The organism is Streptomyces sp. NPDC014882, from assembly GCF_043081325.1.
Classification (GTDB): domain Bacteria; phylum Actinomycetota; class Actinomycetes; order Streptomycetales; family Streptomycetaceae; genus Streptomyces.
This window is the reverse complement of the sequence record NZ_JBIBWL010000001.1, coordinates 130163-156250: the sequence shown is the minus strand read 5'-3', so window position 1 is coordinate 156250 and position 26088 is coordinate 130163. Positions and strand designations below refer to the sequence as shown.

24 protein-coding genes are annotated in these 26088 nt (G+C 72.6%); 22 read left to right on the top strand and 2 right to left on the bottom strand.

The genetic code is table 11. The features are described from left to right. Nucleotides 1–213 precede the first annotated feature (213 nt). Nucleotides 214–1413 carry a signal recognition particle-docking protein FtsY gene (ftsY, locus tag ACF09K_RS00630; RefSeq protein WP_392240303.1) on the top strand — a complete coding sequence of 400 codons (1200 nt, stop codon included), beginning with the start codon at nt 214–216 and terminating at the stop codon, nt 1411–1413. Nucleotides 1414–1618: 205 nt separating this feature from the next. Here ftsY and ACF09K_RS00625 read toward each other — a convergent pair whose 3' ends face one another. Then, the gene (locus ACF09K_RS00625; protein ID WP_392240302.1) at nt 1619–2275 is read right to left on the bottom strand and encodes a bifunctional DNA primase/polymerase; all 657 of its coding nucleotides are present in this window, start codon (nt 2273–2275) and stop codon (nt 1619–1621) included. A 447-nt stretch (nt 2276–2722) separates the two neighbouring features. On the opposite strand from ACF09K_RS00625, the gene ACF09K_RS00620 reads away from it, so the two are divergent. The 6 genes from ACF09K_RS00620 to ftsH all read left to right on the top strand — a co-directional run bounded on the left by ACF09K_RS00620 (nt 2723) and on the right by ftsH (nt 12701). After that, nucleotides 2723–4216, top strand: coding sequence for a hypothetical protein (locus ACF09K_RS00620; protein WP_392240301.1), 1494 nt, complete (start codon nt 2723–2725; stop codon nt 4214–4216). 327 nt (nt 4217–4543) lie between these two features. After that, the gene (locus ACF09K_RS00615) at nt 4544–5884 is read left to right on the top strand and encodes an ammonium transporter (protein WP_392240300.1); all 1341 of its coding nucleotides are present in this window, start codon (nt 4544–4546) and stop codon (nt 5882–5884) included. Further along, nucleotides 5881–6219: a P-II family nitrogen regulator gene (locus ACF09K_RS00610; RefSeq protein WP_007493361.1), complete on the top strand. Its 339-nt coding sequence runs from the start codon at nt 5881–5883 to the stop codon at nt 6217–6219. The genes ACF09K_RS00615 and ACF09K_RS00610 overlap by 4 nt, the downstream gene beginning before the upstream one ends. 26 nt (nt 6220–6245) lie before the next feature. Further along, entirely contained in the window at nt 6246–8753 is a 2508-nt protein-coding gene (locus ACF09K_RS00605; protein WP_392240299.1) for a [protein-PII] uridylyltransferase, read from the top strand. Between the two features lie 231 nt (nt 8754–8984). Further along, nucleotides 8985–10535: a signal recognition particle protein gene (gene ffh / locus ACF09K_RS00600; protein ID WP_392240298.1), complete on the top strand. Its 1551-nt coding sequence runs from the start codon at nt 8985–8987 to the stop codon at nt 10533–10535. A 225-nt stretch (nt 10536–10760) separates the two neighbouring features. Continuing rightward, nucleotides 10761–12701 carry an ATP-dependent zinc metalloprotease FtsH gene (gene ftsH / locus ACF09K_RS00595; RefSeq protein WP_392240297.1) on the top strand — a complete coding sequence of 647 codons (1941 nt, stop codon included), beginning with the start codon at nt 10761–10763 and terminating at the stop codon, nt 12699–12701. A gap of 102 nt (nt 12702–12803) precedes the next feature. Here the strand turns inward: ftsH and ACF09K_RS00590 are convergent, their stop codons facing one another. After that, on the bottom strand, nt 12804–13706 hold the full coding sequence (locus ACF09K_RS00590; protein ID WP_392240296.1) for an SAM-dependent methyltransferase: 903 nt from the start codon (nt 13704–13706) through the stop codon (nt 12804–12806). 706 nt (nt 13707–14412) lie between these two features. Between ACF09K_RS00590 and ACF09K_RS00585 the strand changes: the two genes are divergently transcribed. The 15 genes from ACF09K_RS00585 to dprA all read left to right on the top strand — a co-directional run bounded on the left by ACF09K_RS00585 (nt 14413) and on the right by dprA (nt 25871). After that, nucleotides 14413–15009, top strand: coding sequence for a hypothetical protein (locus tag ACF09K_RS00585; protein ID WP_392240295.1), 597 nt, complete (start codon nt 14413–14415; stop codon nt 15007–15009). Nucleotides 15010–15348: 339 nt separating this feature from the next. After that, complete coding sequence (gene rpsP, locus ACF09K_RS00580; RefSeq protein WP_392240294.1) at nt 15349–15768, top strand: 30S ribosomal protein S16; 420 nt, start codon at nt 15349–15351, stop codon at nt 15766–15768. A 5-nt stretch (nt 15769–15773) separates the two neighbouring features. Continuing rightward, on the top strand, nt 15774–16013 hold the full coding sequence (locus ACF09K_RS00575; protein ID WP_005479813.1) for an RNA-binding protein: 240 nt from the start codon (nt 15774–15776) through the stop codon (nt 16011–16013). 136 nt (nt 16014–16149) lie between these two features. Further along, a complete protein-coding gene (rimM, locus tag ACF09K_RS00570; RefSeq protein ID WP_392240293.1) occupies nt 16150–16764 on the top strand; it encodes a ribosome maturation factor RimM in 615 nt (204 codons plus the stop codon). Then, nucleotides 16764–17597, top strand: coding sequence for a tRNA (guanosine(37)-N1)-methyltransferase TrmD (trmD, locus tag ACF09K_RS00565; protein ID WP_392240292.1), 834 nt, complete (start codon nt 16764–16766; stop codon nt 17595–17597). Before rimM ends, trmD begins: the two co-directional genes overlap by 1 nt. 135 nt (nt 17598–17732) lie before the next feature. After that, nucleotides 17733–18083 (top strand): 50S ribosomal protein L19, encoded by a 351-nt coding sequence (gene rplS, locus ACF09K_RS00560; RefSeq protein ID WP_010353847.1) that lies wholly within the window; start codon nt 17733–17735, stop codon nt 18081–18083. Between the two features lie 45 nt (nt 18084–18128). Beyond that, nucleotides 18129–18863, top strand: coding sequence for a signal peptidase I (lepB, locus tag ACF09K_RS00555; RefSeq protein WP_392240291.1), 735 nt, complete (start codon nt 18129–18131; stop codon nt 18861–18863). Further along, nucleotides 18856–19950 (top strand): signal peptidase I, encoded by a 1095-nt coding sequence (gene lepB / locus ACF09K_RS00550; RefSeq protein WP_392240290.1) that lies wholly within the window; start codon nt 18856–18858, stop codon nt 19948–19950. Before lepB (ACF09K_RS00555) ends, lepB (ACF09K_RS00550) begins: the two co-directional genes overlap by 8 nt. Then, entirely contained in the window at nt 19838–20818 is a 981-nt protein-coding gene (gene lepB, locus ACF09K_RS00545) for a signal peptidase I (protein WP_392240289.1), read from the top strand. The genes lepB (ACF09K_RS00550) and lepB (ACF09K_RS00545) overlap by 113 nt, the downstream gene beginning before the upstream one ends. A gap of 89 nt (nt 20819–20907) precedes the next feature. Next, the gene (gene lepB / locus ACF09K_RS00540) at nt 20908–21690 is read left to right on the top strand and encodes a signal peptidase I (RefSeq protein WP_392240288.1); all 783 of its coding nucleotides are present in this window, start codon (nt 20908–20910) and stop codon (nt 21688–21690) included. Then, on the top strand, nt 21680–22213 hold the full coding sequence (locus tag ACF09K_RS00535; RefSeq protein ID WP_392240287.1) for an NUDIX hydrolase: 534 nt from the start codon (nt 21680–21682) through the stop codon (nt 22211–22213). The genes lepB (ACF09K_RS00540) and ACF09K_RS00535 overlap by 11 nt, the downstream gene beginning before the upstream one ends. Before the next feature lie 56 nt (nt 22214–22269). After that, complete coding sequence (locus tag ACF09K_RS00530) at nt 22270–22578, top strand: DUF2469 domain-containing protein (protein ID WP_003965949.1); 309 nt, start codon at nt 22270–22272, stop codon at nt 22576–22578. A gap of 113 nt (nt 22579–22691) precedes the next feature. Further along, entirely contained in the window at nt 22692–23093 is a 402-nt protein-coding gene (locus ACF09K_RS00525; protein ID WP_392240286.1) for a YraN family protein, read from the top strand. A 1-nt stretch (nt 23094) separates the two neighbouring features. After that, a complete protein-coding gene (locus tag ACF09K_RS00520) occupies nt 23095–24714 on the top strand; it encodes a YifB family Mg chelatase-like AAA ATPase (RefSeq protein WP_392240285.1) in 1620 nt (539 codons plus the stop codon). Then, on the top strand, nt 24711–25871 hold the full coding sequence (dprA, locus tag ACF09K_RS00515) for a DNA-processing protein DprA (protein WP_392240284.1): 1161 nt from the start codon (nt 24711–24713) through the stop codon (nt 25869–25871). The genes ACF09K_RS00520 and dprA overlap by 4 nt, the downstream gene beginning before the upstream one ends. Nucleotides 25872–26088: the final 217 nt, after the last annotated feature.

Genomic DNA, 26088 nt, shown 5'->3' with positions numbered 1-26088 from the left:
CGGGACGCGCCGCCGGGACGCGCCGCCGGAACGCGCCGCCGGGACGCCCGGGCAGGACGCGCAGGGACGGGGCCGCGCGGGAAGTGCTCGCCGTCCCCGGGGCTTCCCGGCGGCGAAGCGCCGGAGGGGCGGGCCGGACCGGCCCGTCGGGCGGCGGTGCCCCGCGTGGACAACGAACGTCCGGGCGGGAGGCCACGCCATACTGGACGCGTTATGGAAACCGTCATCCTTGCTGTAGTCATCGCCGTGGTCGTGCTCGTGGCGCTCGGCGGGCTCCTCGTCGGCAGCCGGCGGAAGAAGCCGCTGCCGCCGCCGCCCCCGACCGCGCCCGACATCACGGCGCCTCCGGCCGAGCCGCACGTCGGCGACGAGGCCGAGACGCCGCGCGAAGAACCACGCCGCACGATCGAGGAGGTGGACCTCGGTGGCGGCGCACCCACCGCCGTCGAGGAGCCTCCCGTTGTCGAGGCTCCCCGGATCGAGATCCCGGAGCCCACCGCGGGGCGGCTGGTCCGCCTCCGAGCCCGCCTCTCCCGCTCCCAGAACGCCCTCGGCCAGGGCCTGCTCACGCTGCTCGCGCGCGAGCACCTCGACGAGGACACCTGGGAGGAGATCGAGGACACCCTCCTCACCGCCGACGTCGGCGTCATGCCCACCCAGGAGCTGGTCGAACGGCTGCGTGAGCGCGTGAAGGTGCTCGGCACCCGCACGCCCGACGAACTGCGCGGCCTGCTGCGCGACGAACTGCTCAAACTGGTCGGCACCGAGGTCGACCGCACGGTGCGGACCGAGCCCGAGGGCCGCAAGCCCGGCATCGTGATGGTCGTCGGCGTCAACGGCACCGGCAAGACCACCACCACCGGCAAGCTCGCGCGCGTGCTCGTCGCCGACGGCCGTACGGTCGTCCTGGGCGCCGCCGACACCTTCCGGGCCGCCGCCGCCGACCAGCTCCAGACCTGGGGCGAGCGCGTCGGTGCCCACACCGTGCGCGGCCCCGAGGCCGGCGACCCCGCCTCCGTCGCCTTCGACGCGGTCAAGGAGGGCAAGGAGATGGGGGTCGACGTGGTCCTCATCGACACCGCCGGCCGGCTCCACACCAAGACCGGCCTCATGGACGAGCTGGGCAAGGTCAAGCGGGTCGTGGAGAAGCACGCCCCGCTCGACGAGGTGCTCCTCGTCCTCGACGCCACCACCGGGCAGAACGGCCTCGTGCAGGCCCGGGTGTTCGCCGAGGTCGTCGACATCACCGGCATCGTGCTGACCAAGCTCGACGGCACGGCCAAGGGCGGCATCGTGATCGCCGTCCAGCGCGAACTGGGCGTGCCGGTCAAGCTCATCGGGCTCGGTGAGGGCGCGGACGACCTGGCGCCGTTCGAGCCGGAGGCGTTCGTCGACGCCCTCGTCGGCGGGTGACCGGGAACCCGAGACGACAACCGGCGACGAAGAAGCGCCCGCCCCCCGAGGTGCAGTCGGGGGACGGGCGCTTCGCCGTGTACGCCGTGAGCCCGGGCGCGAGCGGATCCGGAACGTGAGCCGGATCCCGAGCCCGATCCGGAGCGTGATCTTCGATCCGAGCCCGAGCCCGCTCCTGGGCCCCGGCCAGGCCGCCGAGCCGGGGCTACGCGCGTGACCGGTGGGCCACGTACGCCAGCGTGCCCAGCAGCAGCCGGGCCGCCGGGGGCCCGGTCGCCGAGTCCAGCGCCGGCGGGCGCAGCCAGCGCACCGGGCCGAGGCCGCCGCGGTCGGAGGGCGGCGCCGTGATGTACGTACCGGGACCGAGGCCGCGCAGGTCGAGGGAGGCCGGGTCGTCCCAGCCCATGCGGTAGAGCAGGCCGGACAGGCCGGCGGCGGCGCCGGGGGCGACCAGGAACTGGGCGCGGCCCTCGGGGGTGGCCGTCACCGGTCCGAGCGGGAGACCCATGCGTTCCAGGCGCGCCAGTGCGCGGCGCCCGGCCGGCTCGGCCACCTCGATCACGTCGAAGGCGCGGCCGACCGGCAGCATCACGGCGGCGCCGGGGAAGTCCGCCCAGGTCCTCGTCACGTCGTCGAGGGTGGCGCCGGCCGGCACCCGGGGCGCGAGGTCCAGGGGGTGCGCGCCGGGCCGACGGCAGTCACCGCGGCCGCAGGAGCAGGCGCCGGCCGCGGCGCGCGCGCCCGGCACCACGTCCCAGCCCCACAGTCCGGTGAACTCGGCGACCGCGGTGCACTCGGACGAGCGACCGCGCCTGCGCGTGCCGGAGCGGATCTCGCGGATGCCGCCGATCGTGAAGCCCATGCCCCCTCCAACGGGTCCGACGCACCGATGGTTACGTAGCGGACGCGTCATGTGACTGTGTGTGCCGACGCCCTTTCTTCGCCATCCGTCGCAGGCGGCGTCCGGAAGCGTCCGGGGTGGTGCGGCGGGTGGCGCGCGCCCCTGAGTGCGCCGTTCCACCCGCCTCGACCGTCCTCTGTCAAGTGAATCGCCTGTGCGTCGCCGTGAGTTCATTCGTAGGGGTGGCGAATGGTGGCGTTTCCGGGATCGCCGTGGCTGGAGGCGTGATCGTGGGACTACGTTGAGTGTGCGAGGCCCGGAGGCACATGCCTTCGCGGGTATGCCGGAGGCAAGTCGGCCCCCCGTTCGAGGGGTGAGAACCGCCGGACGGCGGGCCCCGTTCACCGGCATTCTGATAAGGCTTGGCGCATCAGAGCGACAAGTGGTCTCAGGGATGGGGGCGTTCCAGTGAGCGGCAACGGCGAGGGCGGGGCGAGCGCGGGGAGCGCCGTGCACGCGGACAAGCGCCCGAACGACCTGCTCGCTTCCTGGTTCGTGCGCAGCGGCTGGTCGAAGGGCGAGCTCGCCCGCCAGGTCAACCGCCGGGCACGCCAGCTGGGCGCCAACCACATCTCCACCGACACGTCGCGCGTGCGCCGCTGGCTGGACGGCGAGAACCCCCGCGAGCCGATCCCCCGCATCCTGTCCGACCTCTTCTCCGAGCGGTTCGGCTGCGTCGTCTCCGTCGAGGATCTCGGCCTGCGCACCGCGCGCCAGGCACCCTCCGCGACCGGCGTCGACCTGCCCTGGACGGGCCCGCAGACGGTGGCCCTGCTCAGCGAGTTCTCGCGCAGCGACCTGATGCTGGCGCGCCGCGGCTTCCTCGGATCCTCGCTGACCCTGTCCGCGGGCCCCACCCTCATCGAGCCCATGCAGCGCTGGCTCGTCCCCTCCCCGCCCACCGCGTACGAGGACACCGACTCCCTCCCGACCAGCCGGGCCCGCGGCCGGCTCTCCCGGCCCGAACTGGAACTGCTGGAGTCCACCACCGCCATGTTCCGCCAGTGGGACGCCCAGTGCGGCGGCGGACTGCGCCGCAAAGCGGTCGTCGGCCAGCTCCACGAGGTGACGGAACTCCTCCAGGAACCGCAGCCCGGGGCCACCAGCAGGAAGCTCTTCAAGGTCGCCGCCGAACTGGCCGAACTGGCCGGGTGGATGTCGTACGACGTGGGACTCCAGCCCACCGCGCAGAAGTACTTCGTCCTCGCGCTCCACGCCGCCAAGGAGGCCGGTGACCGCCCCCTCGGCTCGTACGTCCTGTCCAGCATGAGCCGGCAGATGATCCACCTCGGCCGGCCCGAGGACGCCCTGGAGCTGATCCACCTCGCGCAGTACGGCAGCCGGGACTGCGCGAGTCCGCGCACCCAGTCGATGCTGTATGCGATGGAGGCCCGCGCCTACGCCAACATGGGCCAGCCCGGCCGGTGCAAGCGGGCCGTCAGGATGGCCGAGGAGACCTTCGCCGACGTCGACGACTGGGACGAGCCCGACCCCGACTGGATCCGCTTCTTCTCCGAGGCCGAGCTGTACGGCGAGAACTCCCACTCCTATCGCGACCTGGCCTACGTGGCCGGCCGCAGCCCCGCCTACGCCTCGCTGGCCGAGCCGCTGATGCAGAGGGCCGTGGACCTCTTCGCGAAGGACGACGAGCACCAGCGGTCCTACGCGCTCAACCTCATCGGCCTGGCCACCGTGCACCTGCTGCGCCGGGAACCCGAGCAGAGCGCCGTGCTGGCCGAACAGGCCATGCGGGCGGCGAAAAAGGTGCGCTCCGAGCGGGTCAACACTCGTATCCGAAAAACCGTCGACACGGCCGTCCGCGACTTCGGGGACCTCAGCGAGGTCGTCGATCTCACCGACCGGCTCGCCGTGGAACTCCCGGAGACCGCGGAAGCGGTCTGAGACCCGGCGAAACCCCTGGACCCCGGCCGCGGCCGGCCTTCCCGAACCGCCCGACTCGGCTCCCCCCATGCCAGGTCGTCGGAAGGCCGACCGCGGCCGGTTCGCGTCGCCCCGCGGAAGGCCGCGCCACGACGACGATCCGTCCGGGGAGCATGAGCCAGTTCATCGAGGCGTAACGCGCGAGATGCCTTCGTCACGGCGGCGAAACAACGAGGGGCGTCCACCGAAACGGCGCTGCGTCAATCTCATGGCGCATAACCGGCCCACCCCTCACAGCCCGCTCTGGCTTCGCCCGCACGGGGCCGTACCAACGACGAGGAGACGCCGATGGCACCAGCCATCACGCTTGCCGCGGACGCACCCACACTGTCGTCCGCGAACACAGGCTTCATGCTCATCTGTTCCGCCCTGGTGATGCTCATGACCCCGGGCCTGGCCTTCTTCTACGGAGGCATGGTCCGCGTCAAGAGCACCCTGAACATGCTGATGATGAGCTTCATCAGCCTGGGGATCGTCACGATCCTGTGGGTGCTCTACGGCTTCTCCCTCGCCTTCGGCACCGACTCCGGATCGCTCATCGGCTGGAACTCCGACTGGGTCGGCCTCAGCGACATCGGCCTGACCCAGCTGTGGGACGGCTACACCATCCCGGTCTTCGTCTTCCTGGTCTTCCAGCTGATGTTCGCCATCATCACGCCCGCCCTGATAAGCGGAGCGCTCGCGGACCGCGTGAAGTTCTCCGCCTGGGCCCTGTTCATCACCCTGTGGGCCACGATCGTGTACTTCCCGGTCGCCCACTGGGTGTGGGGCGCCGGCGGCTGGGCCTTCGAACTCGGCGTGATCGACTTCGCCGGCGGTACGGCCGTGCACATCAACGCCGGTGCCGCGGCCCTCGGCGTGATCCTGGTCATCGGCAAGCGCGTCGGCTTCAAGAAGGACCCGATGCGCCCGCACAGCCTCCCGCTGGTCATGCTCGGCGCCGGTCTGCTCTGGTTCGGCTGGTTCGGCTTCAACGCCGGCTCGTGGCTCGGCAACGACGACGGCGTCGGCGCGCTGATGTTCGTCAACACGCAGGTCGCCACCGCCGCCGCCATGCTGGCCTGGCTGATCTACGAGAAGATCCGCCACGGCGCGTTCACCACGCTGGGCGCCGCCTCCGGCGCCGTCGCCGGCCTGGTCGCCATCACGCCCTCCGGCGGCGCGGTCTCCCCGCTCGGCGCGATCGCCGTCGGCGCCGTCGCCGGCGTCCTGTGCGCCATGGCCGTCGGCCTGAAGTACAGGTTCGGCTACGACGACTCGCTCGACGTGGTCGGCGTTCACCTGGTCGGCGGAGTCGTCGGCTCCCTGCTGATCGGCTTCTTCGCCAGCGGCAAGGGCCAGTCCGACGTCCAGGGCCTCTTCTACGGCGGCGGTCTCGACCAGTTCTGGAAGCAGTGCGCCGGCGTCTTCGCGGTCCTCGGCTACTCGCTGGTGGTCTCCGCGGTCCTCGCCTTCCTGCTCGACCGGACCATCGGCATGCGGGTCCCCGAGGACGACGAGGTGGCGGGCATCGACCAGGCCGAGCACGCCGAGACCGCGTACGACTTCAGCGGTGCGGGCGGCGGCGCCGCCCGGACCGACGTCACAGGCCCGGTGGCCGCCACTGCCAGCAAGAAGGTGGACGCATGAAGCTCATCACCGCCGTCGTGAAGCCGCACCGGCTCGACGAGATCAAGGAAGCCCTCCAGGCCTTCGGCGTCCACGGCCTCACGGTCACCGAGGCCAGCGGCTACGGTCGGCAGCGGGGACACACCGAGGTCTACCGCGGCGCCGAGTACACGGTCGACCTCGTCCCCAAGATCCGCATCGAGGTGCTGGTCGAGGACGACGACGCCGAACAGCTGATCGACGTCGTCGTCAAGGCGGCCCGCACCGGCAAGATCGGTGACGGCAAGGTCTGGTCCCTCCCGGTCGAGACCGCCGTGCGGGTCCGCACCGGCGAGCGCGGCCCGGACGCGCTCTGACAGCACGACGGAACAGGAGCCCCTGGGTGACGAGTACGGACACGCGCAAGGATGCAGAGGACTCGGGACCCAGCGGCTACGCGGCGGCCCGGCTGCGCCTCCTCACCGAGGAGGCGCGGTCCGGGCCGCCGCGCCGTTCCGCCCTCTCCCGACTGACCGACGACTGGCTGGCCGGCCTGTTCACCGCCGGCAGCGGGGAACCGCGGGGCGTCTCCCTGGTCGCCGTCGGCGGCTACGGCCGCGGCGAGCTGTCCCCGCGCAGCGACCTCGACCTCCTCCTGCTGCACGACGGCACCGACGCGCAGGCGGTCGCCGCCCTCGCCGACCGCCTCTGGTACCCCGTCTGGGACCTCGGCCTCGCCCTCGACCACTCCGTCCGCACCCCGGCCGAGGCCTGCAGGACCGCCGGCGAGGACCTCAAGGTCCAGCTCGGCCTGCTCGACGCCCGCCACCTCGCGGGCGATCCGGGACTGACGGCGGGACTGCGGACGGCCGTCCTGGCCGACTGGCGCAACCAGGCGCCCAAGCGGCTGCCCGAGCTCCAGGAGCTGTGCGCCGAGCGCGCCGAACGCCAGGGCGAGCTGCAGTACCTGCTGGAACCCGACCTCAAGGAGGCCCGCGGCGGCCTGCGCGACGCCACCGCCCTGCGCGCCGTCGCCGCCTCCTGGCTCGCCGACGCGCCCCGCGAGGGACTCGACGACGCCCGGCGCCGGCTCCTCGACGTCCGCGACGCCCTGCACCTGGCGACCGGCCGCGCCACCGACCGGCTGGCCCTGCAGGAACAGGACCAGGTAGCCGCCGAACTCGGCCTCCTCGACGCCGACACCCTGCTGCGCCAGGTGTACGAGGCCGCACGCGTCATCTCGTACGCCGGCGACGTCACCTGGCGCGAGGTGGGGCGCGTGCTCCGGTCGCGCTCGACGCGGCCCCGGCTGCGCAAACTGGCGAGGGAGCGAAGCGACTTCCTCAGAAGGGCGGTGGCGGGCGACGGGCGGGCGCCGGGCGGCGGCAAACCGGTCGCCGAGCGCTCCCCGCTGGCCGAAGGGGTCGTCGAGCAGGACGGCGAGGTGGTGCTCGCCCGCGCCGCGCGCCCCGAACGCGACCCCGTCCTGCCCCTGCGCGCCGCGGCCGCCGCCGCCCAGGCCGGCCTGCCCCTCTCCCTGCACGCCGTGCGGCGCCTCGCCGCGACCGTGCGCCCGCTGCCCACGCCCTGGCCCGCCGAGGCCCGCGAACAGCTCGTCACCCTGCTCGGCTCGGGACAGCCCACCGTCGAGGTCTGGGAGGCGCTGGAGGCCGAGGGCCTGATCACCCGGCTGCTGCCCGACTGGGAACGGGTGCGCTGCCGCCCCCAGCGCAACGCCGTGCACATCTGGACCGTCGACCGGCACCTCATCGAGACCGCCGTACGCGCCTCCGAGTTCACCCGCCGCGTCAGCCGCCCCGACCTGCTGCTGGTCGCCGCCCTGCTGCACGACATCGGCAAGGGCTGGCCCGGCGACCACTCCGTGGCCGGCGAGATCATCGTCAAGGACGTGGCCGCCCGCATCGGCTTCGACCGCACCGACGTGGCCGTCCTGTCCACCCTCGTACGCCACCACCTGCTCCTCGTCGAGACGGCCACCCGCCGCGACCTGGAGGACCCCGCCACCGTCCGCTCGGTCGCCGAGGCGGTCGGCTCCCAGGGCACCCTGGAACTGCTGCACGCGCTGACCGAGGCCGACGCGCTGGCCACCGGCCCGGCCGCCTGGTCCACCTGGCGCGGCTCGCTCGTGACCGACCTGGTCGGACGCGTCTCGGCGGTGCTCGCCGGGGACACCCCCGAGGAGCCCGAGGCCGCCGCGGCCACCGCCGAACAGGAACGGCTCGCCCTCGAGGCGGTCGCCACCGGCGGCCCCGTCCTGTCGCTGCGCGCCCAGACCGAACCCCCGGCCGGCCCCGTCGAGCGGCCGGCCGGCGATCCCGAGCCGCTCGGCGTGGAACTGCTCATCGCCGTACCCGACCAGCCGGGCGTGCTGCCCGCGGTGGCCGGGGTGCTCGCCCTGCACCGGCTGACCGTGCGCACGGCGGAGCTGCGGGCGCTGGAGCTGCCGTCCGGCGTCGAGGGCTCCGTCCTGCTGCTGAACTGGCGGGTCGCCGCGGAGTACGGCTCGCTGCCCCAGGCCGCCCGGCTCCGCGCCGACCTGGTGCGCGCCCTGAACGGCTCCCTGGACATCGCGGGCCGGCTCGCGGAACGCGACGCGGCCTACCCCCGGCGCCGGGGCGTGGTCGCGCCCCCGCCGCGCGTGACCGTCGCCTCGGCGGCCTCCCGGCTGGCCACCGTGATCGAGGTGCGCGCGCAGGACGCGCCGGGCCTGCTGTTCCGCATCGGGCGGGCCCTGGAGGACGCGGGCGTGCGGGTGCGCAGCGCGCACGTCAGCACGCTGGGCGCGAACGCGGTGGACGCCTTCTACGTGACGCAGGCGCACGGGGTGCCTCTGCCGGGCGACGAGGCGGTGGCCGTGGCCCGGAAGCTGGAGGAGACGTTGCGGGGGTGACCCCGTGGCCGTTCGGCGCGTCGACCGGGTGCGTTCCCCGTCGACGCGAGGACGGCCCGGGGGAGGGGCCGATCGCGAACGACCGACTTGTCACGGTCTCCGGTCACTCCCGCCGACGCGGGGATCCGCCCCCGTCCGCTCGCCGCGGTGGGCGGGGGCGGTTTGCCCGCCGGGCCGGATACTCTGGAGGGCAGCCCAGATCCGCCCACGACTCCGAGGACCGACGCCACCGTGTTCGATACCCTCTCCGACCGCCTCAGCGCGACTTTCAAAAACCTCCGCGGCAAAGGCAGGTTGTCCGAGGCGGACATCGACGCCACGGCGCGCGAGATCCGTATCGCGCTCCTTGAAGCCGACGTGGCCCTGCCGGTCGTCCGGTCGTTCATCAAGAACGTCAAGGAAAGGGCCCTCGGCGCCGAGGTCTCCAAGGCGCTGAACCCCGCCCAGCAGGTTCTCAAGATCGTCAACGACGAGCTCGTCACCATTCTCGGCGGTGAGACCCGGCGCCTGCGCTTCGCCAAGAACCCGCCCACCGTGATCATGCTGGCCGGCCTCCAGGGCGCGGGCAAGACCACCCTGGCGGGCAAGCTCGGCCGCTGGCTGAAGGAGCAGGGGCACTCGCCGCTGCTCGTCGCCGCCGACCTCCAGCGCCCCAACGCCGTCAACCAGCTCAGCGTCGTCGCCGAGCGGGCCGGCGTGGCCGTCTACGCGCCGCAGCCGGGCAACGGCGTCGGCGATCCGGTCCAGGTCGCCAAGGACTCCATCGACTTCGCGAAGTCCAAGGTCCACGACATCGTGATCGTGGACACCGCCGGCCGCCTCGGCATCGACGCCGAGCTGATGCAGCAGGCGGCGGACATCCGCGACGCGGTCTCGCCCGACGAGATCCTCTTCGTCGTCGACGCGATGATCGGCCAGGACGCCGTCAACACCGCCGAGGCCTTCCGCGACGGCGTCGGCTTCGACGGCGTGGTGCTCTCCAAGCTCGACGGCGACGCCCGCGGTGGTGCCGCCCTGTCGATCCGGCAGATCACCGGCAAGCCGATCATGTTCGCGTCGAACGGCGAGAAGCTCGACGACTTCGACGCGTTCCACCCTGACCGGATGGCCTCCCGCATCCTCGACATGGGTGACCTGCTCACCCTGATCGAGCAGGCGGAGAAGACGTTCAGCCAGGAAGAGGCCGAGAAGATGGCCTCCAAGCTGGCGTCCAAGAAGGGCCAGGACTTCACCCTGGACGACTTCCTGTCCCAGATGGAACAGGTCAGGAAGATGGGGTCGATCTCCAAGCTGCTCGGCATGCTGCCGGGCATGGGCCAGATCAAGGACCAGATCCAGAACATCGACGAGCGCGACGTCGACCGTACGGCCGCGATCATCAAGTCCATGACGCCGGGCGAGCGCCAGGACCCGACGATCATCAACGGCTCGCGCCGCGCCCGTATCGCCAAGGGCTCCGGTGTCGAGGTCAGCGCCGTGAAGGGGCTGGTCGAGCGGTTCTTCGAGGCCCGCAAGATGATGTCCCGCATGGCCCAGGGCGGCGGGATGCCGGGCATGCCGGGGATGCCGGGCATGGGCGGCGGTCCCGGCCGCGCCCGGAAGCAGCCCAAGAAGGCCAAGGGCAAGCAGCGCTCCGGCAACCCGATGAAGCGCAGGCAGCAGGAGCAGGAGGAGGCCGCCCGCAGGGCCGCCGGGGCCCAGGGCGGCGCCCTCGGCCTGCCGGGCCAGCAGGCCGGCCAGGACTTCGAGCTCCCCGACGAGTTCAAGAAGTTCATGGGCTGATCACGGCCGTACGACGTCGGGGGCACCCCTCCTTGGGGGTGCCCCCTTCGCGTGCCCCTCGTGCCGGGGCGGGCGCCCCTTCACGTTCTCCTCCGTGTTCTCGTCGGCCTCGTCGGCCTCGTCGTTCCCGTCGCTCCAGTCGCTCCCGTCGTTCCGGTCCGTGTTCTCCGCGGGTTCGCGTCCTCCGCGGGTGCTGACGGGTCCGGCGTGTCGTAACGTCCCGATATGACCAACTCCGCCCCGCCACGGAAGTCGTCCGACAAGCCCTGGCGCACCGAGGGCGCCCCGGAGGAGCAGCCGAAGCCGCCGCCGGGCGGACGACGGGTGCGCGGCGGCTGGTGGAGCCTGATCCTCGCCGCGCTGGTCGTCTTCCTGATCGCGCTGCTCGTGCTCTCCCTCTACAACAAGGGCGACGAGCCGACGATCTCCTACACCGAGTTCAGCAAGCAGGTCGACGCCGGCAACGTCAGCAAGATCTACGCCAAGGGCGACGCGATCCAGGGACAGCTCAGGAAGGGGCGGGACAAACCGGAGGGTGACGGCACGTACACCAAGTTCCGCACCGAGCGTCCGACCTTCGCGGACGACCGGCTCTGGGAACACCTGACCGAGAACGACGTCACCGTCACCGCCGAGCCGGTCGTCCGCCAGCGCAGTCTTCTGGCCAATCTGCTGATCGCGCTCGCCCCGATGGTGCTGCTCGTCGCCGTGTGGGTGTTCATCGCCCGGCGGATGCGCTCGGGCTTCGGCGGGGCGGGCGGCATGCTGGGCCGCAAGGCACCGCCCCGGCCGGTCGAACTGGAGCCGGGGCAGGAGCGGACGACCTTCGACGACGTGGCCGGCATCGACGAGGTCGCGGGCGAGCTGAGCGATGTCGTCGACTTCCTGAAGAACCCCGACGCCTACCGCAGGATGGGCGCCAAGATGCCCCGCGGCGTGCTGCTCGCCGGCCCGCCCGGCACCGGCAAGACACTGCTCGCGCGGGCGGTGGCCGGGGAGGCGGGGGTGCCGTTCTTCTCCGCGTCCGCGTCCGAGTTCATCGAGATGATCGTGGGCGTCGGCGCCTCCCGGGTGCGGGAGCTGTTCGCGGAGGCCCGCAAGGTCGCCCCGTCGATCATCTTCATCGACGAGATCGACACCATCGGGCGGGCCCGCGGCGGCGGCTCGGCCATGGGCGGTCACGACGAGCGCGAGCAGACCCTCAACCAGATCCTGACCGAGATGGACGGCTTCTCCGGCTCCGAGGGCGTGATCGTCCTCGCCGCCACCAACCGCGCCGACATCCTGGACCCGGCCCTGACCCGGCCGGGCCGCTTCGACCGGATCGTCAACGTCTCGCCCCCCGACCGCGGCGGCCGTGAGGCGATCCTCGCGATCCACACCCGGGAGATCCCGCTCGCCGGGGACGTCGACCTCGCCCAGGTGGCCCGTACGACCCCGGGCATGACCGGCGCCGAACTGGCCAACCTCGCCAACGAGGCGGCGCTGCTCGCCGTCAAGCGGGGACAGGACCGGGTGACCCGGAGCGACCTGTCGGAGGCGCTGGAGAAGGTGCAGCTCGGCGCGGAACGCTCCCTGGTGATGCCCGAGGAGGAGCGGCGCAGGACGGCGTACCACGAGAGCGGGCACGCCCTGCTGGGAATGCTCCAGCCCGGCGCCGACCCGGTACGCAAGATCACCATCGTGCCGCGCGGCCGCGCCCTCGGCGTGACCCTGTCGACGCCGGACGCCGACCGGTACGCGTACACGGAGGAGTACCTGCGCGGCCGGGTCATCGGCGCGCTCGGCGGCATGGCGGCCGAGCACGTCGTCTACGACATGATCACGACCGGTTCCGAGAACGACCTGGAACAGGTCACCAACATCGTGCGCGGCATGGTCGGCCGCTGGGGCATGAGCGAGCGCGTCGGCCGCATGTCGGCCCTGCCCGGCGACGCCCAGCAGGCCTACGGGCTCTCCGCCGCACCGCAGACCCTCGACTCCATCGACGACGAGATGCGGCGCGTCGTCGACGAGTGCTACGAGGAGGCCTGCCGCAAACTCCGCGACCACCGGGGCCAGTTGGACGCCCTCGCCCGGGCGCTGCTGGAGAACGAGACGCTGGACGAGGCGGACGCGTACCGCATCGCGGGCATCACCAGGCCGGCCAAGGACACCGAGACGTAGCGCCCGGCGCCCGCGGGGGGCCCGCGCGTCCGGCGGAGGCGGGGCCTCAGGATCGGGGCCTCAGGAGCGAGGTCTCGGGCGCGGGACCCGGGACGCGGCGTCTCAGACGACCCGGGCGATCAGGTACCGGAACACGTTCGGCATCCACACCGTGCCGTCCGCGCGCCGGTAGGGATGGAGCGCCTCCGTCACCTCCTTGTCCACCTGCGCCCGGTCCGTCGCGGAGACCGCCGCGTCGAACAGGCCCGTGGACAACAGGCCCTTGAGCGCGCTGTCCACGCCCGCGTACCCGAACGGGCAGGCCACCCGGCCGGAGCCGTCGGGCCGCAGCCCGGCCCGCTGGGCGACCTCCTCCAGGTCGTCGCGCAGCGCCGGGCGCCAGCTGCCCGCCGCCCGCAGCGGATCGGCCAGCCTGGTGGCGACCCGCAGCACGGACGAGGTCGCGCAGCGCTCCGGCGGACCCCAGCCCACCAGCACCACGGGCGCCCCGCGCTCGGCCAGCGGCGTGGCGGCCGCGAGCAGTTCGCCGAGCCCCTCCGCGTCGCCCGCGAGGCATCCGACGGGCTCGAAGGCGGTCACCAGGTTGTACGGGGGCCGCTGCGCGTCGGCCGGGCCGACCGCGTCGCCGGGCGGGCCGGCCACGAGCCGTGTGCCCTCCACCGCGCGCGTACCCTCCACCGCGCGCGTACCGTCCCCCGCGCGCGTGCTGCCCGCCTCCGGAGTCAGCCGCTGCCGGGCGAGGGCCAGCCGCTCCGGGGACCGGCTCTCGACGCCGGTGAGGACCGCGCCCCTGGAGGCCGCCATCAGCAGGGCCAGCCCGGAACCGCAGCCGAGGCCCAGGAGACGGGTGCCGGACCCCACTCCCAGTCGCTCGTAGACGGCCTCGTAGAGCGGAACCAGCATCCGCTCCTGGATCTCGGACCAGTCACGCGCGCGTGCACCGCGGTCGACGCGGAGCGCGGGCCCCGCCTGAGGCAGATGCTCCCGCACGAGCGTAGGTGTCATGGATAAGTGCCCCAATCCGCCGAGAGTTTGCCGCAGTACTCGTTCGGGTGGCCCCCGTCAGTGCGCCCGCACTCCCTCCCGTGTGCCAGGTAACTCCCGACTCGCCCCCGCGTCCAGGGGTCGCGGAGGCCCGCTTGCGCGCCGCCCGCGCGGGTGGCGGGATTTCACGTCCCGGCAACGTGGACCCGTACCATCGCGCCATGGCGGAGGCACCCGTCCTCGCTCCGCGGGAGGACGATCCCCCGCCGGTGCCAGGGGCCGGTCGCCGAGGAGGGCCGGCCGACGGCGGGCCGGTGCGCGGCGCCACGGTGATCCGGCCGGGACGACCCGCGACGGCGGGGAGCCGGAGGATCCCGCGGTGACCGTACGGCGTCCGGTCACAAGGGGCGGGCCGGTGCCCGGGGCCGGGGGCGCGCCCGGTAACGTCGCCGTCGTCACCCGCGCCCGCCGAACCGGCGCCCTCCGCCCCGGGAACGACCGAAACGTCTCCTGCGCCCGACCGGACACCCCCTCAACCGTGGACATGACAGCGGATGAGGGGCGTACGTGGGGCTACGCACCGGCTTGGTAGGAGCTGTGAGGCTTCTCCGCAGATCGACGCACCCGCCCTCGTCGGGGCGCATCAGGGGCAACTGACGGGTACGTGCAAATTATTTGGGATGCCCCGTAATCGGAACACAGCGGCACCCCCGCTCGTTGTCATTACGTGAGCACGACACAGACACCACCTGTTCTCGCCGCAGAGCTGGCACAGGCGTGGGCCGACATTCAGCGGTACCACCCCGAACTGCCGGACCTTGCCGCGCCAGAGTCACTGATCGGGGAGTCGTCGTCCGCCTGCGGTCACGAGCTCTCCTTCGAGCGACTGCTCCATGAGGCAGTCCACGGCATCGCCGCCGCCCGCGGGGTTCGCGACACCTCCCGCGCCGGCCGCTACCACAACCGCCGGTTCCTCGCGATCGCCGAGGAGCTGGGCCTGGACCATCCGGAGGAACCGCATCCCAGCAGCGGCTTCTCGCTGGTGGTCCTCAATCCCGAGGCCAAGCGGCGCTACCGCCCGACGATCGAGCGCCTCCAGCGGGCCCTCAAGGCCCACGTGGCCGCCACCACCGCCGAGACGACCCGTGCCTTCCGCGGCCCGGCCGCCCGGCACGGCTCCTCCGGCGGCGGCGTCCGCGTCAAGGCCGTCTGCGACTGCGGACGCAACGTCCGGGTCGTTCCGTCGGTCCTGGCCCAGGCCCCGATCGTGTGCGGCGGCTGCGGCAAGCCGTTCCGCATCCCGGAGGTCATGGGCGCGGCGTAACCGCGGGCGCGGACGCACCGGCATCTCGTGGCTGCCGGTTCGACGGGCGTCCGCGGGGGAGCCGTCATCCGACGGCTCCCCCGCGGGCCCCCACGCACATCCGGCGCAGGGCCGCCGTACGGCGGCCGAGGCGCCGCGCCGGGTGCTCCTGCGGCATGCCCCGGCGCACCCGCGGCTCAGGAGGGCCCGCGAGGTGTGGCAGAATGGTCAGCTGTACTCGACAGCCGCACAGGACCCCTCTCTCCTCCGGCTGACGCGTCCGTCGGGCACTCGGGTACCGCAACCCCACGCGGCAGTCTCGCCGTGCCCAACCACGTCAATCCAGGAGAACTCACTCCCGTGGCAGTCAAGATCAAGCTGAAGCGTCTGGGCAAGATCCGTGCGCCTCACTACCGCATCGTCGTCGCCGACTCCCGTACCCGTCGTGACGGTCGTGCGATCGAGGAGATCGGCAAGTACCACCCGACGTACCACCCGTCGGTCATCGAGGTCGACGCCGACCGCGTGGCCTACTGGCTGGGTGTCGGCGCGCAGCCGACCGAGCCCGTCCTCGCCATCCTGAAGAAGACCGGCGACTGGCAGAAGTTCAAGGGCGAGCCCGCCCCGGCTCCGCTGCTCGTCGCCGAGCCGAAGAAGGCGCGTCCGTCGTTCGAGTCCCTCGGTGGCGACGACACGGGCAAGGGTGAGGCCATCACCCAGAAGAAGAAGGCTGAGAAGAAGGACGAGGCCGCGGCTGAGTCCGAGTCGACCGAGGCCTGAGCAGCATGCTCGAAGAGGCGCTTGAGCACCTCGTGAAGGGCATCGTCGACAACCCTGACGACGTGCAGGTCGCCTCGCGCGACCTGCGCCGCGGGCGGGTGCTCGAGGTCCGGGTCCACCCGGACGACCTCGGCAAGGTGATCGGCCGCAACGGCCGCACCGCACGCGCCCTGCGCACCGTCGTGGGCGCCATCGGCGGCCGCGGTGTCCGCGTCGACCTCGTCGACGTCGACCACGTCCGCTGACGCATCAGCAGCACCGGCTCGGGCCGGGGAGGGCCACTGGGCCGTCCCCGGCCCGCAGTCGTTACGGCGGGCGCACACGAACGCCGGGCATGACAGGCACGACAGGCACGACAGGTACGACAGGAGATCTTCGACAGTGCAGCTCGTAGTCGCACGGATCGGCCGCGCCCACGGCATCAAGGGCGAGGTCACCGTGGAGGTCCGCACCGACGAGCCGGAACTGCGGCTCGCCCCCGGTGCCGTACTGGCGACGGACCCCGCCGCCAAGGGTCCGCTCACGATCGAGACCGGCCGGGTGCACAGCGGCCGTCTCCTCCTGCGCTTCGCGGGGGTCGCCGACCGCACGGCGGCCGAGGCCCTGCGCAACGTCCTCCTGATCGCCGAGGTGGACCCCGGCGAGCTCCCCGAGGAGGAGGACGAGTACTACGACCACCAGCTCATGGACCTGGACGTGGTGACGAAGGACGGCGTCGAGGTCGGCCGCATCACGGAGATCTCGCACCTGCCCTCCCAGGACCTCTTCATCGTCGAGCGGGCCGACGGGAGCGAGGTGATGATCCCCTTCGTCGAGGCGATCGTCGTCGAGATCGACCTGGAGGAGCAGCGGGCGGTCATCGACCCGCCGCCCGGCCTGATCGACGACCGCGCCGAGATCGCCTCCGCACGGGACGGGAACACGGACGCGGACGGGAACACGGACGCGGACGAAAAGGCGCCGGGGAACGCCGACGGGGCCGGGGACGGCTCCTGATGCGCCTCGACGTCGTCACGATCTTCCCCGAGTACCTCGACCCGCTGAACGTCTCCCTGGTCGGCAAGGCACGCGCGCGTGGACAGCTGAACGTCCAGGTGCACGACCTGCGGCAGTGGACGTACGACCGCCACAACACCGTCGACGACACCCCTTACGGCGGCGGCCCCGGCATGGTCATGAAGACCGAGCCGTGGGGTGACGCACTCGACACCGTCCTCGCCGACGGCTACGAGCGGGGCGCGCACGCCCCCGCGCTCGTCGTCCCCACCCCGAGCGGCCGCCCCTTCACCCAGGAACTCGCCGTCGAACTCTCCGAGCGGCCCTGGCTGATCTTCACCCCGGCCCGCTACGAGGGCATCGACCGGCGCGTCATCGACGAGTACGCCACCCGGATCCCCGTCTACGAGGTCTCCATCGGCGACTACGTGCTGGCCGGCGGCGAGGCGGCCGTCCTGGTCGTCACGGAGGCCGTGGCCAGGCTGCTCCCCGGTGTGCTGGGCAACGCCGAGTCCCACCGCGACGACTCCTTCGCGCCCGGCGCCATGGCCTCCCTCCTGGAAGGCCCCGTCTACACCAAGCCGCCCGCCTGGCGCGGCCGGGAGATCCCCGAGGTGCTCCTCAGCGGCCACCACGGAAAGATCGCGCGCTGGCGCCGGGACGAGGCACTGCGGCGCACGACGGCCAACCGGCCCGACCTGATCGCGCGCTGCGATCCCCGGGCCTTCGACAAGAAGGACCGCGAGATGCTCTCCATCCTCGGCTGGTCACCCGACCCCGAGGGCGAGCCGTACGGCCGATTTTGGCGCAGGACCGACGGCGTGGAACAATAGGTCGCTGTTGTGCGCAGTCCGGTGTGCGCCCCTGCCACGGGGGGACACGACGCCCGCCCCGACGCGTGCCACTCCCCTTTCAGAACTCCTAGTTTCCGTTGATGACCTGTGGCATCAACGAGGAAAGCAGACGAAATGTCTCACCTGCTCGACACCGTCGACTCCGCGTCGCTGCGCAGCGACGTCCCGGCCTTCCGCCCGGGTGACACCGTCAACGTCCACGTCCGCGTCATCGAGGGCAACCGCTCCCGTGTGCAGCAGTTCAAGGGCGTGGTCATCCGCCGCCAGGGCGCCGGTGTCCGCGAGACCTTCACGGTCCGCAAGGTCTCCTTCTCCGTCGGCGTCGAGCGCACCTTCCCGGTGCACACCCCGATCGTCGAGAAGATCGAGCTGGTCACCCGCGGTGACGTGCGTCGCGCCAAGCTCTACTACCTCCGTGAGCTGCGCGGCAAGGCCGCGAAGATCAAGGAGAAGCGCGACAACTGAGCGCCTTCAGGAGTTCATGACGGGGCCGGATAACATCTGGCTCCGATGGACACCGAAGCTCAGCCGACGGAGCGCGACCGCTCCTCCCGCCCTTCCGATCCCGGAGCGATCCCGGACCCGGAGGGACCGGAGGGCCGGTCGCGTTTCGCGTTCACGGGGCGCACGGCGGACTGGCTGCCGGGCGGCCGGATCAGTCTCACGCTGGTGATCTGCCTGCTGTTCCTGCTGCTCCTCAACTTCTTCGTGGTGAAACCGTTCCAGATTCCCAGCGGATCCATGGAGAACGGATTGAGGATCGGCGACCGCGTTCTCGTAAATAGGTTGGCGTACCGTTTCGGTGCCGAGCCGCGACGCGGCGACGTCGTCGTGTTCGACGGCACCGGGTACTTCGGGCACGCCGACTACATCAAGCGCGTTGTGGGTGTGGGGGAAGACCGCGTGGTCTGCTGCGACGAGGAGGGGAGGATCCAGGTGAACGGCCGGCCGGTCGACGAGTCGACGTTCCTGTACCCGGGTGACAGCCCGTCCACGGTGCCCTTCGACGTGGTCGTGCCCGAGGGCACCCTGTTCGTCCTCGGCGACCACCGCAGCGACTCCCGCGACTCCCGCGACCACCTCGGCTCGCCGGGCGGCGGCATGGTCCCCGTGGACGTCGTGATCGGCCGTGCCGACTGGATCGCCTGGCCCTTCGCCCACCTCACCCGCCTGCACCGTCCGAGCGGCTACGCGCGCGTGCCGGAGGCGAGCACCGAGCCGGACCCGGCGGGCGCGCATGGGTAACCGCGGCAAGCCCCGCGGCGCGTCCGACAGCGCCGCGGACAACCTCCTGCCCACCGGCGTCCGGCGCGCCGCCGGCGCGGCCGGCGGCCGCACGCGCGCCGAGCGGCGCAAGCTCCAGCGCAAGGTCAAGCGCAAGCGCAGACGCAGCGCCGTCCGGGAGATCCCCCTGCTCGTCGGGGTCGCCGTCCTGATCGCGCTCGTCCTGAAGACGTTCCTGGTGCAGGCCTTCGTGATCCCGTCCGGCTCCATGGAACAGACGATCCAGATCGGCGACCGGGTCCTGGTCGACAAGTTCACCCCGTGGTTCGGCTCCAAGCCGCAGCGCGGGGACGTCGTCGTCTTCAAGGACCCCGGCGGCTGGCTGCAGGACGAGCAGACCACCACGAAGAAGGACGACCCCGTCGTCGTCAAGCAGATCAAGGAAGGGCTCACCTTCATCGGTCTGCTGCCGTCCGACGACGAGAAGGACCTCATCAAGCGGGTCGTCGGCGTGGGCGGCGACCACGTCCAGTGCTGTGACGCGCAAGGGCGCGTCACCGTCAACGGCGTCCCCCTGAACGAGGCGGACTACCTCCACCCCGCCAACGCCCCCTCGCTCACGCCCTTCGACATCACCGTTCCCGAAGGACGCCTGTGGGTGATGGGCGACCACCGGGAGAACTCCGCGGACTCCCGGTCCCACCAGGACACGGACTACGGCGGCACGGTGTCCGAGGACGGCGTGGTGGGGCGCGCCATGGTGATCGCCTGGCCGCTGGGCCACTGGAACTCCCTCAAGGAACCGCAAACCTTTTCCTCCGTGACCGACTCGGCGTCCGGGGCCGCCGCACGGTCCGACGGGTCGCATAGGGTTGCCCACGAGGATCCGAACGGAACGATCCGACTCCCGAGCCCTGCGGAACTCCCGCTCGTTATGGGAGTGGTGGGCCTGCACCGCACGTGGGGCAGGCAGCGGCACAGAGTGAGGAGTTGGCGTGGGGGATGTGGCGGTTGGCGCACGGTCCGGGCACGACGGCGAGGAGCACCGCGGACACCCCGTGGACGAGGCCGGCCCGGCCGCGGACGGCGCTGTGACCCCCGGGAGTGACTCCCCGGCGGCCGGGGACGACGGGCCCGGCGACGGGCAGCCCCCCGGGACGGGGCAGGGCTCCGGCGACGGGGCCCCCAGGGCGAAGAAGCCGCGCTCGTTCTGGAAGGAACTGCCGATCCTGATCGGCATCGCGCTCGTCCTCGCGCTGCTGATCAAGACGTTCCTGGTGCAGGCGTTCTCGATCCCCTCCGACTCGATGCAGAACACCCTGCAGGAGGGCGACCGCGTCCTGGTCGACAAGCTCACCCCGTGGTTCGGCTCCGAGCCCGAGCGCGGCGAGGTCGTCGTCTTCCACGACCCGGACGCCTGGCTCGCGGGCGAGCCCACCGCCGAGCCGAACGCGATCCAGACCTTCCTCAGCTGGATCGGCCTGATGCCGTCGGTGGAGGAGAAGGACCTGATCAAGCGGGTGATCGGGGTCGGCGGCGACACCGTCTCCTGCAACAAGACCGGCCCGCTGAGGGTCAACGGCAAGGCGCTGAACGAGCCGTACGTGTACCCGGGCAACACCCCCTGCAGCATGGACGACCAGGGCGGCCAGTTCACGGTGAAGGTGCCCGAGGGCTTCATCTGGGTGATGGGCGACCACCGCCAGAACTCGCGCGACTCCCGCTACAACCAGTCCGACAAGAACCACGGCATGGTCCCCGTCGACCAGGTCGTCGGACGTGCCGTCGTCAAGGCCTGGCCGATCAACCGCTGGGGCACGCTGCCGGTGCCGGACACCTTCGACCAGCAGGGTCTCCAGGCCGGCCCGGCCCCCTCGGCCGCTCTCACCGTCGCCCCGCAGGGCGTCGCGCTGGCCGGTGCCGTGCCCGTCGTGCTCTGGCGCCGTCGGCGCGCCGGGGTGGCCGGGACCCGCTGACCCGCTCGGCAAACCCTTTCCCAAGCCCCGCCCCCGGCCGGGAGCGAGGGGCTGACCCGGACTCGTACCGCCGGGTAGGGTGCCGATCCATGGGTGGCGAGAGCACGACGCGTACGGCCCCGCACGGCGGCGGTGGCACCAGCAGTGGCCCGGTGGGCGGGCGGACCGGACACGTGCTGTCCGGTGTGGCCGTCGCGCTGGGCCTCGCGCTGTTCCTGGGCGGATTCGGCTGGGCGGCGCTCGTCTACCGGCCGTACACCGTGCCCACCAGCTCCATGTCGCCGACCATCACCGCCGGCGACCGGGTCCTCGCCCAGGTCGTGGACGGCGACGAGGTCCGCCGCGGGGACGTCGTCGTCTTCACCGACAAGACATGGGCGAGCAACGCGCCCGTCGTCAAGCGGGTCGTCGCGGTCGGCGGCGACACCGTCTCCTGCTGCACCGACGGCAAGCTGACCGTCAACGGCGAGCAGATCGAGGAACCGTACCTGCCCGAGGGCAGCCTCGCCGAGATCACGAACTTCCCGACGGTGAAGGTCCCCGACGGCCGCCTCTTCCTGCTCGGCGACGAACGCCAGGGTTCCCTGGACTCCACCGCCCACCTCACCGACGCCGCCAGTGGCACGGTCGCCCGCGGGTCGGTCAAGGCCCGCGTGGACGCCGTCGTATGGCCCATGGACGGCATGCTCAAGCGCCCCACCGGCTTCGAGGCGCTGGGCACGCTCTCCGAGCCGGGGCCGCTGCGCACGATCGGCCTGCTGATCGTGGCCGGTGCGGTGCTCGTCCTCGGCGGCGGCGCCTACGGACCGATCGCCAGGCGTGCCGCCCGGGGCCGCGCCGGCAGCCGTCCGGAGTCCGCCGGTGCCCGCTGAGACGACGGACACGGGCGGCGGCGCGCACGAGGGCGGGCTGCGCAGGGTCGCCCGGGTGGTGCTGCTCGATCCCGAGGACCGCATCCTGCTGCTGCACGGCCACGAGCCGGACGACCCGGCCGACGACTGGTGGTTCACGCCCGGCGGCGGCGTGGAGGGCGACGAGACCCGGGAAGAGGCCGCACTGCGGGAACTCGCCGAGGAGACCGGCATCACCGACGTCGAACTCGGTCCGGTGCTGTGGCGGCGCAGGTGCTCCTTCCCGTTCGCCGGCCGCCGCTGGGACCAGGACGAGTGGTACTACCTGGCCCGTACGGCCGATGCGTCCGGGACGGAGCCCCGGGCGACGACCCTCACCGAACTGGAGCGGCGCAGCGTTTCCGGAGCGCGCTGGTGGACGTGTCGGGAACTGACCCGGGCCCATGAGACGGTGTATCCGACCAGACTCGCAGGGCTGCTGAGCAGGCTGCTCGACGAAGGCCCCCCGGCCCGGCCCGTAACCCTTGACACGGAAATCGTCTAGCGGCCCTCGGGACTGGCGCACAATGGGGGGATCGCACGGCTGAAGGGGAACATGCCATGAGCGCCGAGGACCTCGAGAAGTACGAGACCGAGATGGAGCTGAAGCTCTACCGGGAGTACCGCGACGTCGTCGGTCTGTTCAAATACGTGATCGAGACCGAGCGGCGTTTCTACCTGACCAACGATTACGAGATGCAGGTGCACTCGGTCCAGGGTGAGGTGTTCTTCGAGGTGTCGATGGCGGACGCCTGGGTGTGGGACATGTACCGGCCGGCCCGGTTCGTGAAGCAGGTGCGGGTGCTCACGTTCAAGGACGTGAACATCGAGGAGCTGAACAAGAGCGACCTGGAGCTTCCGGGCGGATGACCGCCACTCCCGCGGTGACCGCCACTCCCGCGGTGACCGTCGTTCTCGCGGGTGACGGAGTTGTCCACAGTCGTCGAGTCGTGCACCAAGATCCTTCCGGCTTCCGCTGATGCGTGAACGTGGGCGCCGGAGGTGGTGCCGACATGAAGACGGATCTGGCCCGCGGGGCACTCGGCAGGTACGGCGAGGAGCTGGCCGCGCGGCGGCTGGCAGAGGCCGGGATGACGATCCTGGAGCGCAACTGGCGCTGCGGCAGGACCGGTGAGATCGACATCGTCGCGCGGGACGGCGACGTGCTGGTCGTCTGCGAGGTCAAGACCCGCCGCGGCGGTGGCTTCCAGCACCCCATGGCCGGGGTGACGCCCGAGAAGGCGGAGCGGCTGCGCGGACTCGCCGAGCGGTGGATCCAGACGCACGGGGGAGCCCCGCCGGGCGGCGCCCGCATCGACCTGGTCGGCGTCCTCCTGCCCCGCCGCGGGGCCGCCCGCGTCGAGCACGTGCGGGGGGTGGCCTGAGATGGGGTTCGCGCGCACCTGCTCGGTGGCGCTGGTGGGCGTCGAAGGCGTCGTCGTCGAGGTCCAGGCCGACCTGGAACCCGGAGTGGCGGCGTTCACCCTGGTGGGACTGCCCGACAAGAGCCTGAGCGAGAGCCGGGACCGGGTCCGGGCGGCGGTGGTCAACTCGGGCGGCGAATGGCCGCAGAAGAAGCTCACCGTCGGCCTCAGCCCCGCCTCCGTGCCCAAGGCCGGCAGCGGCTTCGACCTCGCCATCGCCAGTGCCGTGCTCGGCGCGGCCGAGCGGATCGACCCGCGGGTGCTCGCCGACATCGTGATGATCGGCGAGCTGGGTCTCGACGGACGGGTCCGCCCGGTCCGCGGCATCCTCCCCGCGGTACTGGCGGCGGCGGACGCCGGCTACGAACAGGTGGTCGTCCCCGAGTGCGCCGCCGCCGAGGCCTCACTGGTCCCGGGCGTCTCCGTGCTCGGCGTGCGCAGCCTGCGCCAGCTGATCGCCGTCCTCGCCGACGAACCGGTGCCCGACGAGGAACCGGACGACCCGGGCCGACCCGACCCGCTCATGGCCGGTCTGCGGATGCCCGGCACGGGCACCGGGGCACACCGCCTCGGCACCGCCCCGCACGACCCGGGGCACGACCTCGCGGACGTCGTGGGACAGCGCTCGGCGCGCACGGCCGTCGAGGTGTCCGCGGCGGGCGGGCACCACCTGTTCCTGGAAGGCCCGCCGGGCGCCGGCAAGACCATGCTCGCGGAGCGCATGCCGGCCGTGCTGCCCCGGCTCGACCGGCAGGAGTCCCTCGAGGTCACGGCCGTCCACTCGGTCGCCGGCCTGCTGCCGACGGGCAAACCGCTGATCGACGTCCCCCCGTACTGCGCCCCGCACCACTCGGCCACCATGCAGGCGCTCGTGGGAGGCGGACCCCACGTCGCCCGGCCCGGAGCCGTGTCGATGGCGCACCGCGGCATTCTCTTTCTGGACGAGACCCCGGAATTCAGCCCGCACGCCCTCGACGCCCTGCGGCAACCCCTGGAAGCCGGTCACGTCGTGATCGCGCGCAGCGCCGGCGTGGTGCGGTTTCCCGCGCGGTTCCTCATGGTGCTGGCGGCGAATCCGTGCCCGTGCGGCCGGTTCTCCCAGCGCGACAGCCTGTGCGAATGCCCGCCCTCGGCGATCCGCCGCTACCAGGCCCGGCTCTCCGGGCCCCTGCTCGACCGGGTGGACCTGCGGGTGGAGGTCGACCCGGTCGGCAGGGCCGAACTGGCCCACCGCGGCCCCGGCGGCGACTCCACGGCGACCGTCGCCGACCGGGTCCGGGCCGCACGCGAGCGCGCGGGGGCCCGACTGGCCGGCACCCCCTGGCGGACCAACAGCGAGGTGCCCGGACGGGAGCTGCGCAGCCGGTGGCACCCCGCGACCGGCGCGATGGAGGAGGCCGAGCGGAGCCTGGAGCGCGGGGTGCTCACCGCCCGCGGCCTGGACCGCGTCCTGCGCGTCGCCTGGACCGTCGCCGACCTGGTCGGACACGACCGGCCCGACGCGGGGGACGTCGCCCTGGCCCTGCAACTGCGCACAGGGGTCCCGCGCGGCGTGCCGATGGCGCTCGGAGCGCTGACGTGAGCGGCACCGGCGGGCCGGGCGGGGAGCGGCTCGCGCGGGCCTTCCTCACCAGGGTCCTCGAACCCGGGGACGAGGTCGGCGGCGGCTGGGTGCGCGAGCACGGTGCCGGGGAGGTGGTACGACGGCTGCGCGCCGGCCGGGAGGCACTGCCCGGGGTCACCGGGCAGCGATGGGCCGGGCTCCTGGCACGGGCCGCCCGGGCCGAGCCGGAACGGGACCTGGCCGCCGCCCGGGAGGCCGGGGTGCGGTTCGTGTGCCCGGGGGACACCGAGTGGCCCGGCCCGCTGGACGACCTCGGGGACGCCCGGCCGCTGGGCCTGTGGGTCCGCGGCCGACCCAGCCTGCGGATGTGGGCGCTCAGGTCGGTCGCGGTCGTCGGCGCCCGCGCCTGCACCGAGTACGGCGCGCACATGGCGGCCACCCTCTCCGCCGGTCTCGCCGAGCGCGGCTGGGTGGTGGTCTCCGGCGGCGCCTACGGCGTCGACGGCGCCGCGCACCGGGGCGCGCTCGCCGCGGGCGGTGCCACCGTCGCCGTGCTCGCGTGCGGGGTGGACCGGCCCTATCCGCGCGGACACGCGGGGCTGATCGACAGGATCGCGGAACAGGGGCTGGTCGTGGGCGAGCTTCCGCCCGGCGACCATCCCACGCAGAGCAGGTTCATCCTGCGCAACCGGGTCATCGCCGCGCTCACCGGCGGCACGGTGGTGGTCGAGGCGGCCTACCGCAGCGGCTCCCTCGTCACCGCGCGGGCGGCGCAACGGCTGGGCCGGCACACCATGGGCGTCCCCGGCCCCGCCACCAGCGGACTCTCGGCGGGGGTCCACGAACTCCTGCGCGCGGAGGCCGTGCTGGTCACCGATGCCGCGGAGATCGTCGAACTGGTCGGCGGCATCGGAGAACTGGCCCCGGAGCGGCGCGGCCCGGTGCTGCCCCACGACCTGCTGGAGCCGGACGCCCGGCGCATCCTGGCCGCGCTTCCCGGCCGACGGGCGGCGACGGTCGACGAGATCGCCCGGGAGGGCGGCACCACCAAGGACGACGCGATCGCGAGGCTGTACGAACTCAGGGCACTCGGCCATGTCGAACGACACGGCGACGACTGGAAGTTGACACGCCAGGCGATGATCGCCGCGCGAGCGGGGCGAGGCTCGTGTTGACCGAGGGGGTTCGGCCGTCCGAGGGAACGCCGAAGCCCTTGAGATTGACCGCAGTTGACGCGGTCCGGCGGTCACCCAGGGCGACCGCCGCGCCCCGCCGGGGCACCCGGCGGAACATGTCCGCGGGCGGCGCGGGGCACGCTGTTCGCACACCGCGACACCCCAGTCACGCTACGCTCACGAGGATTCCCGTACAGACCGGCCACTCAGCACCCCC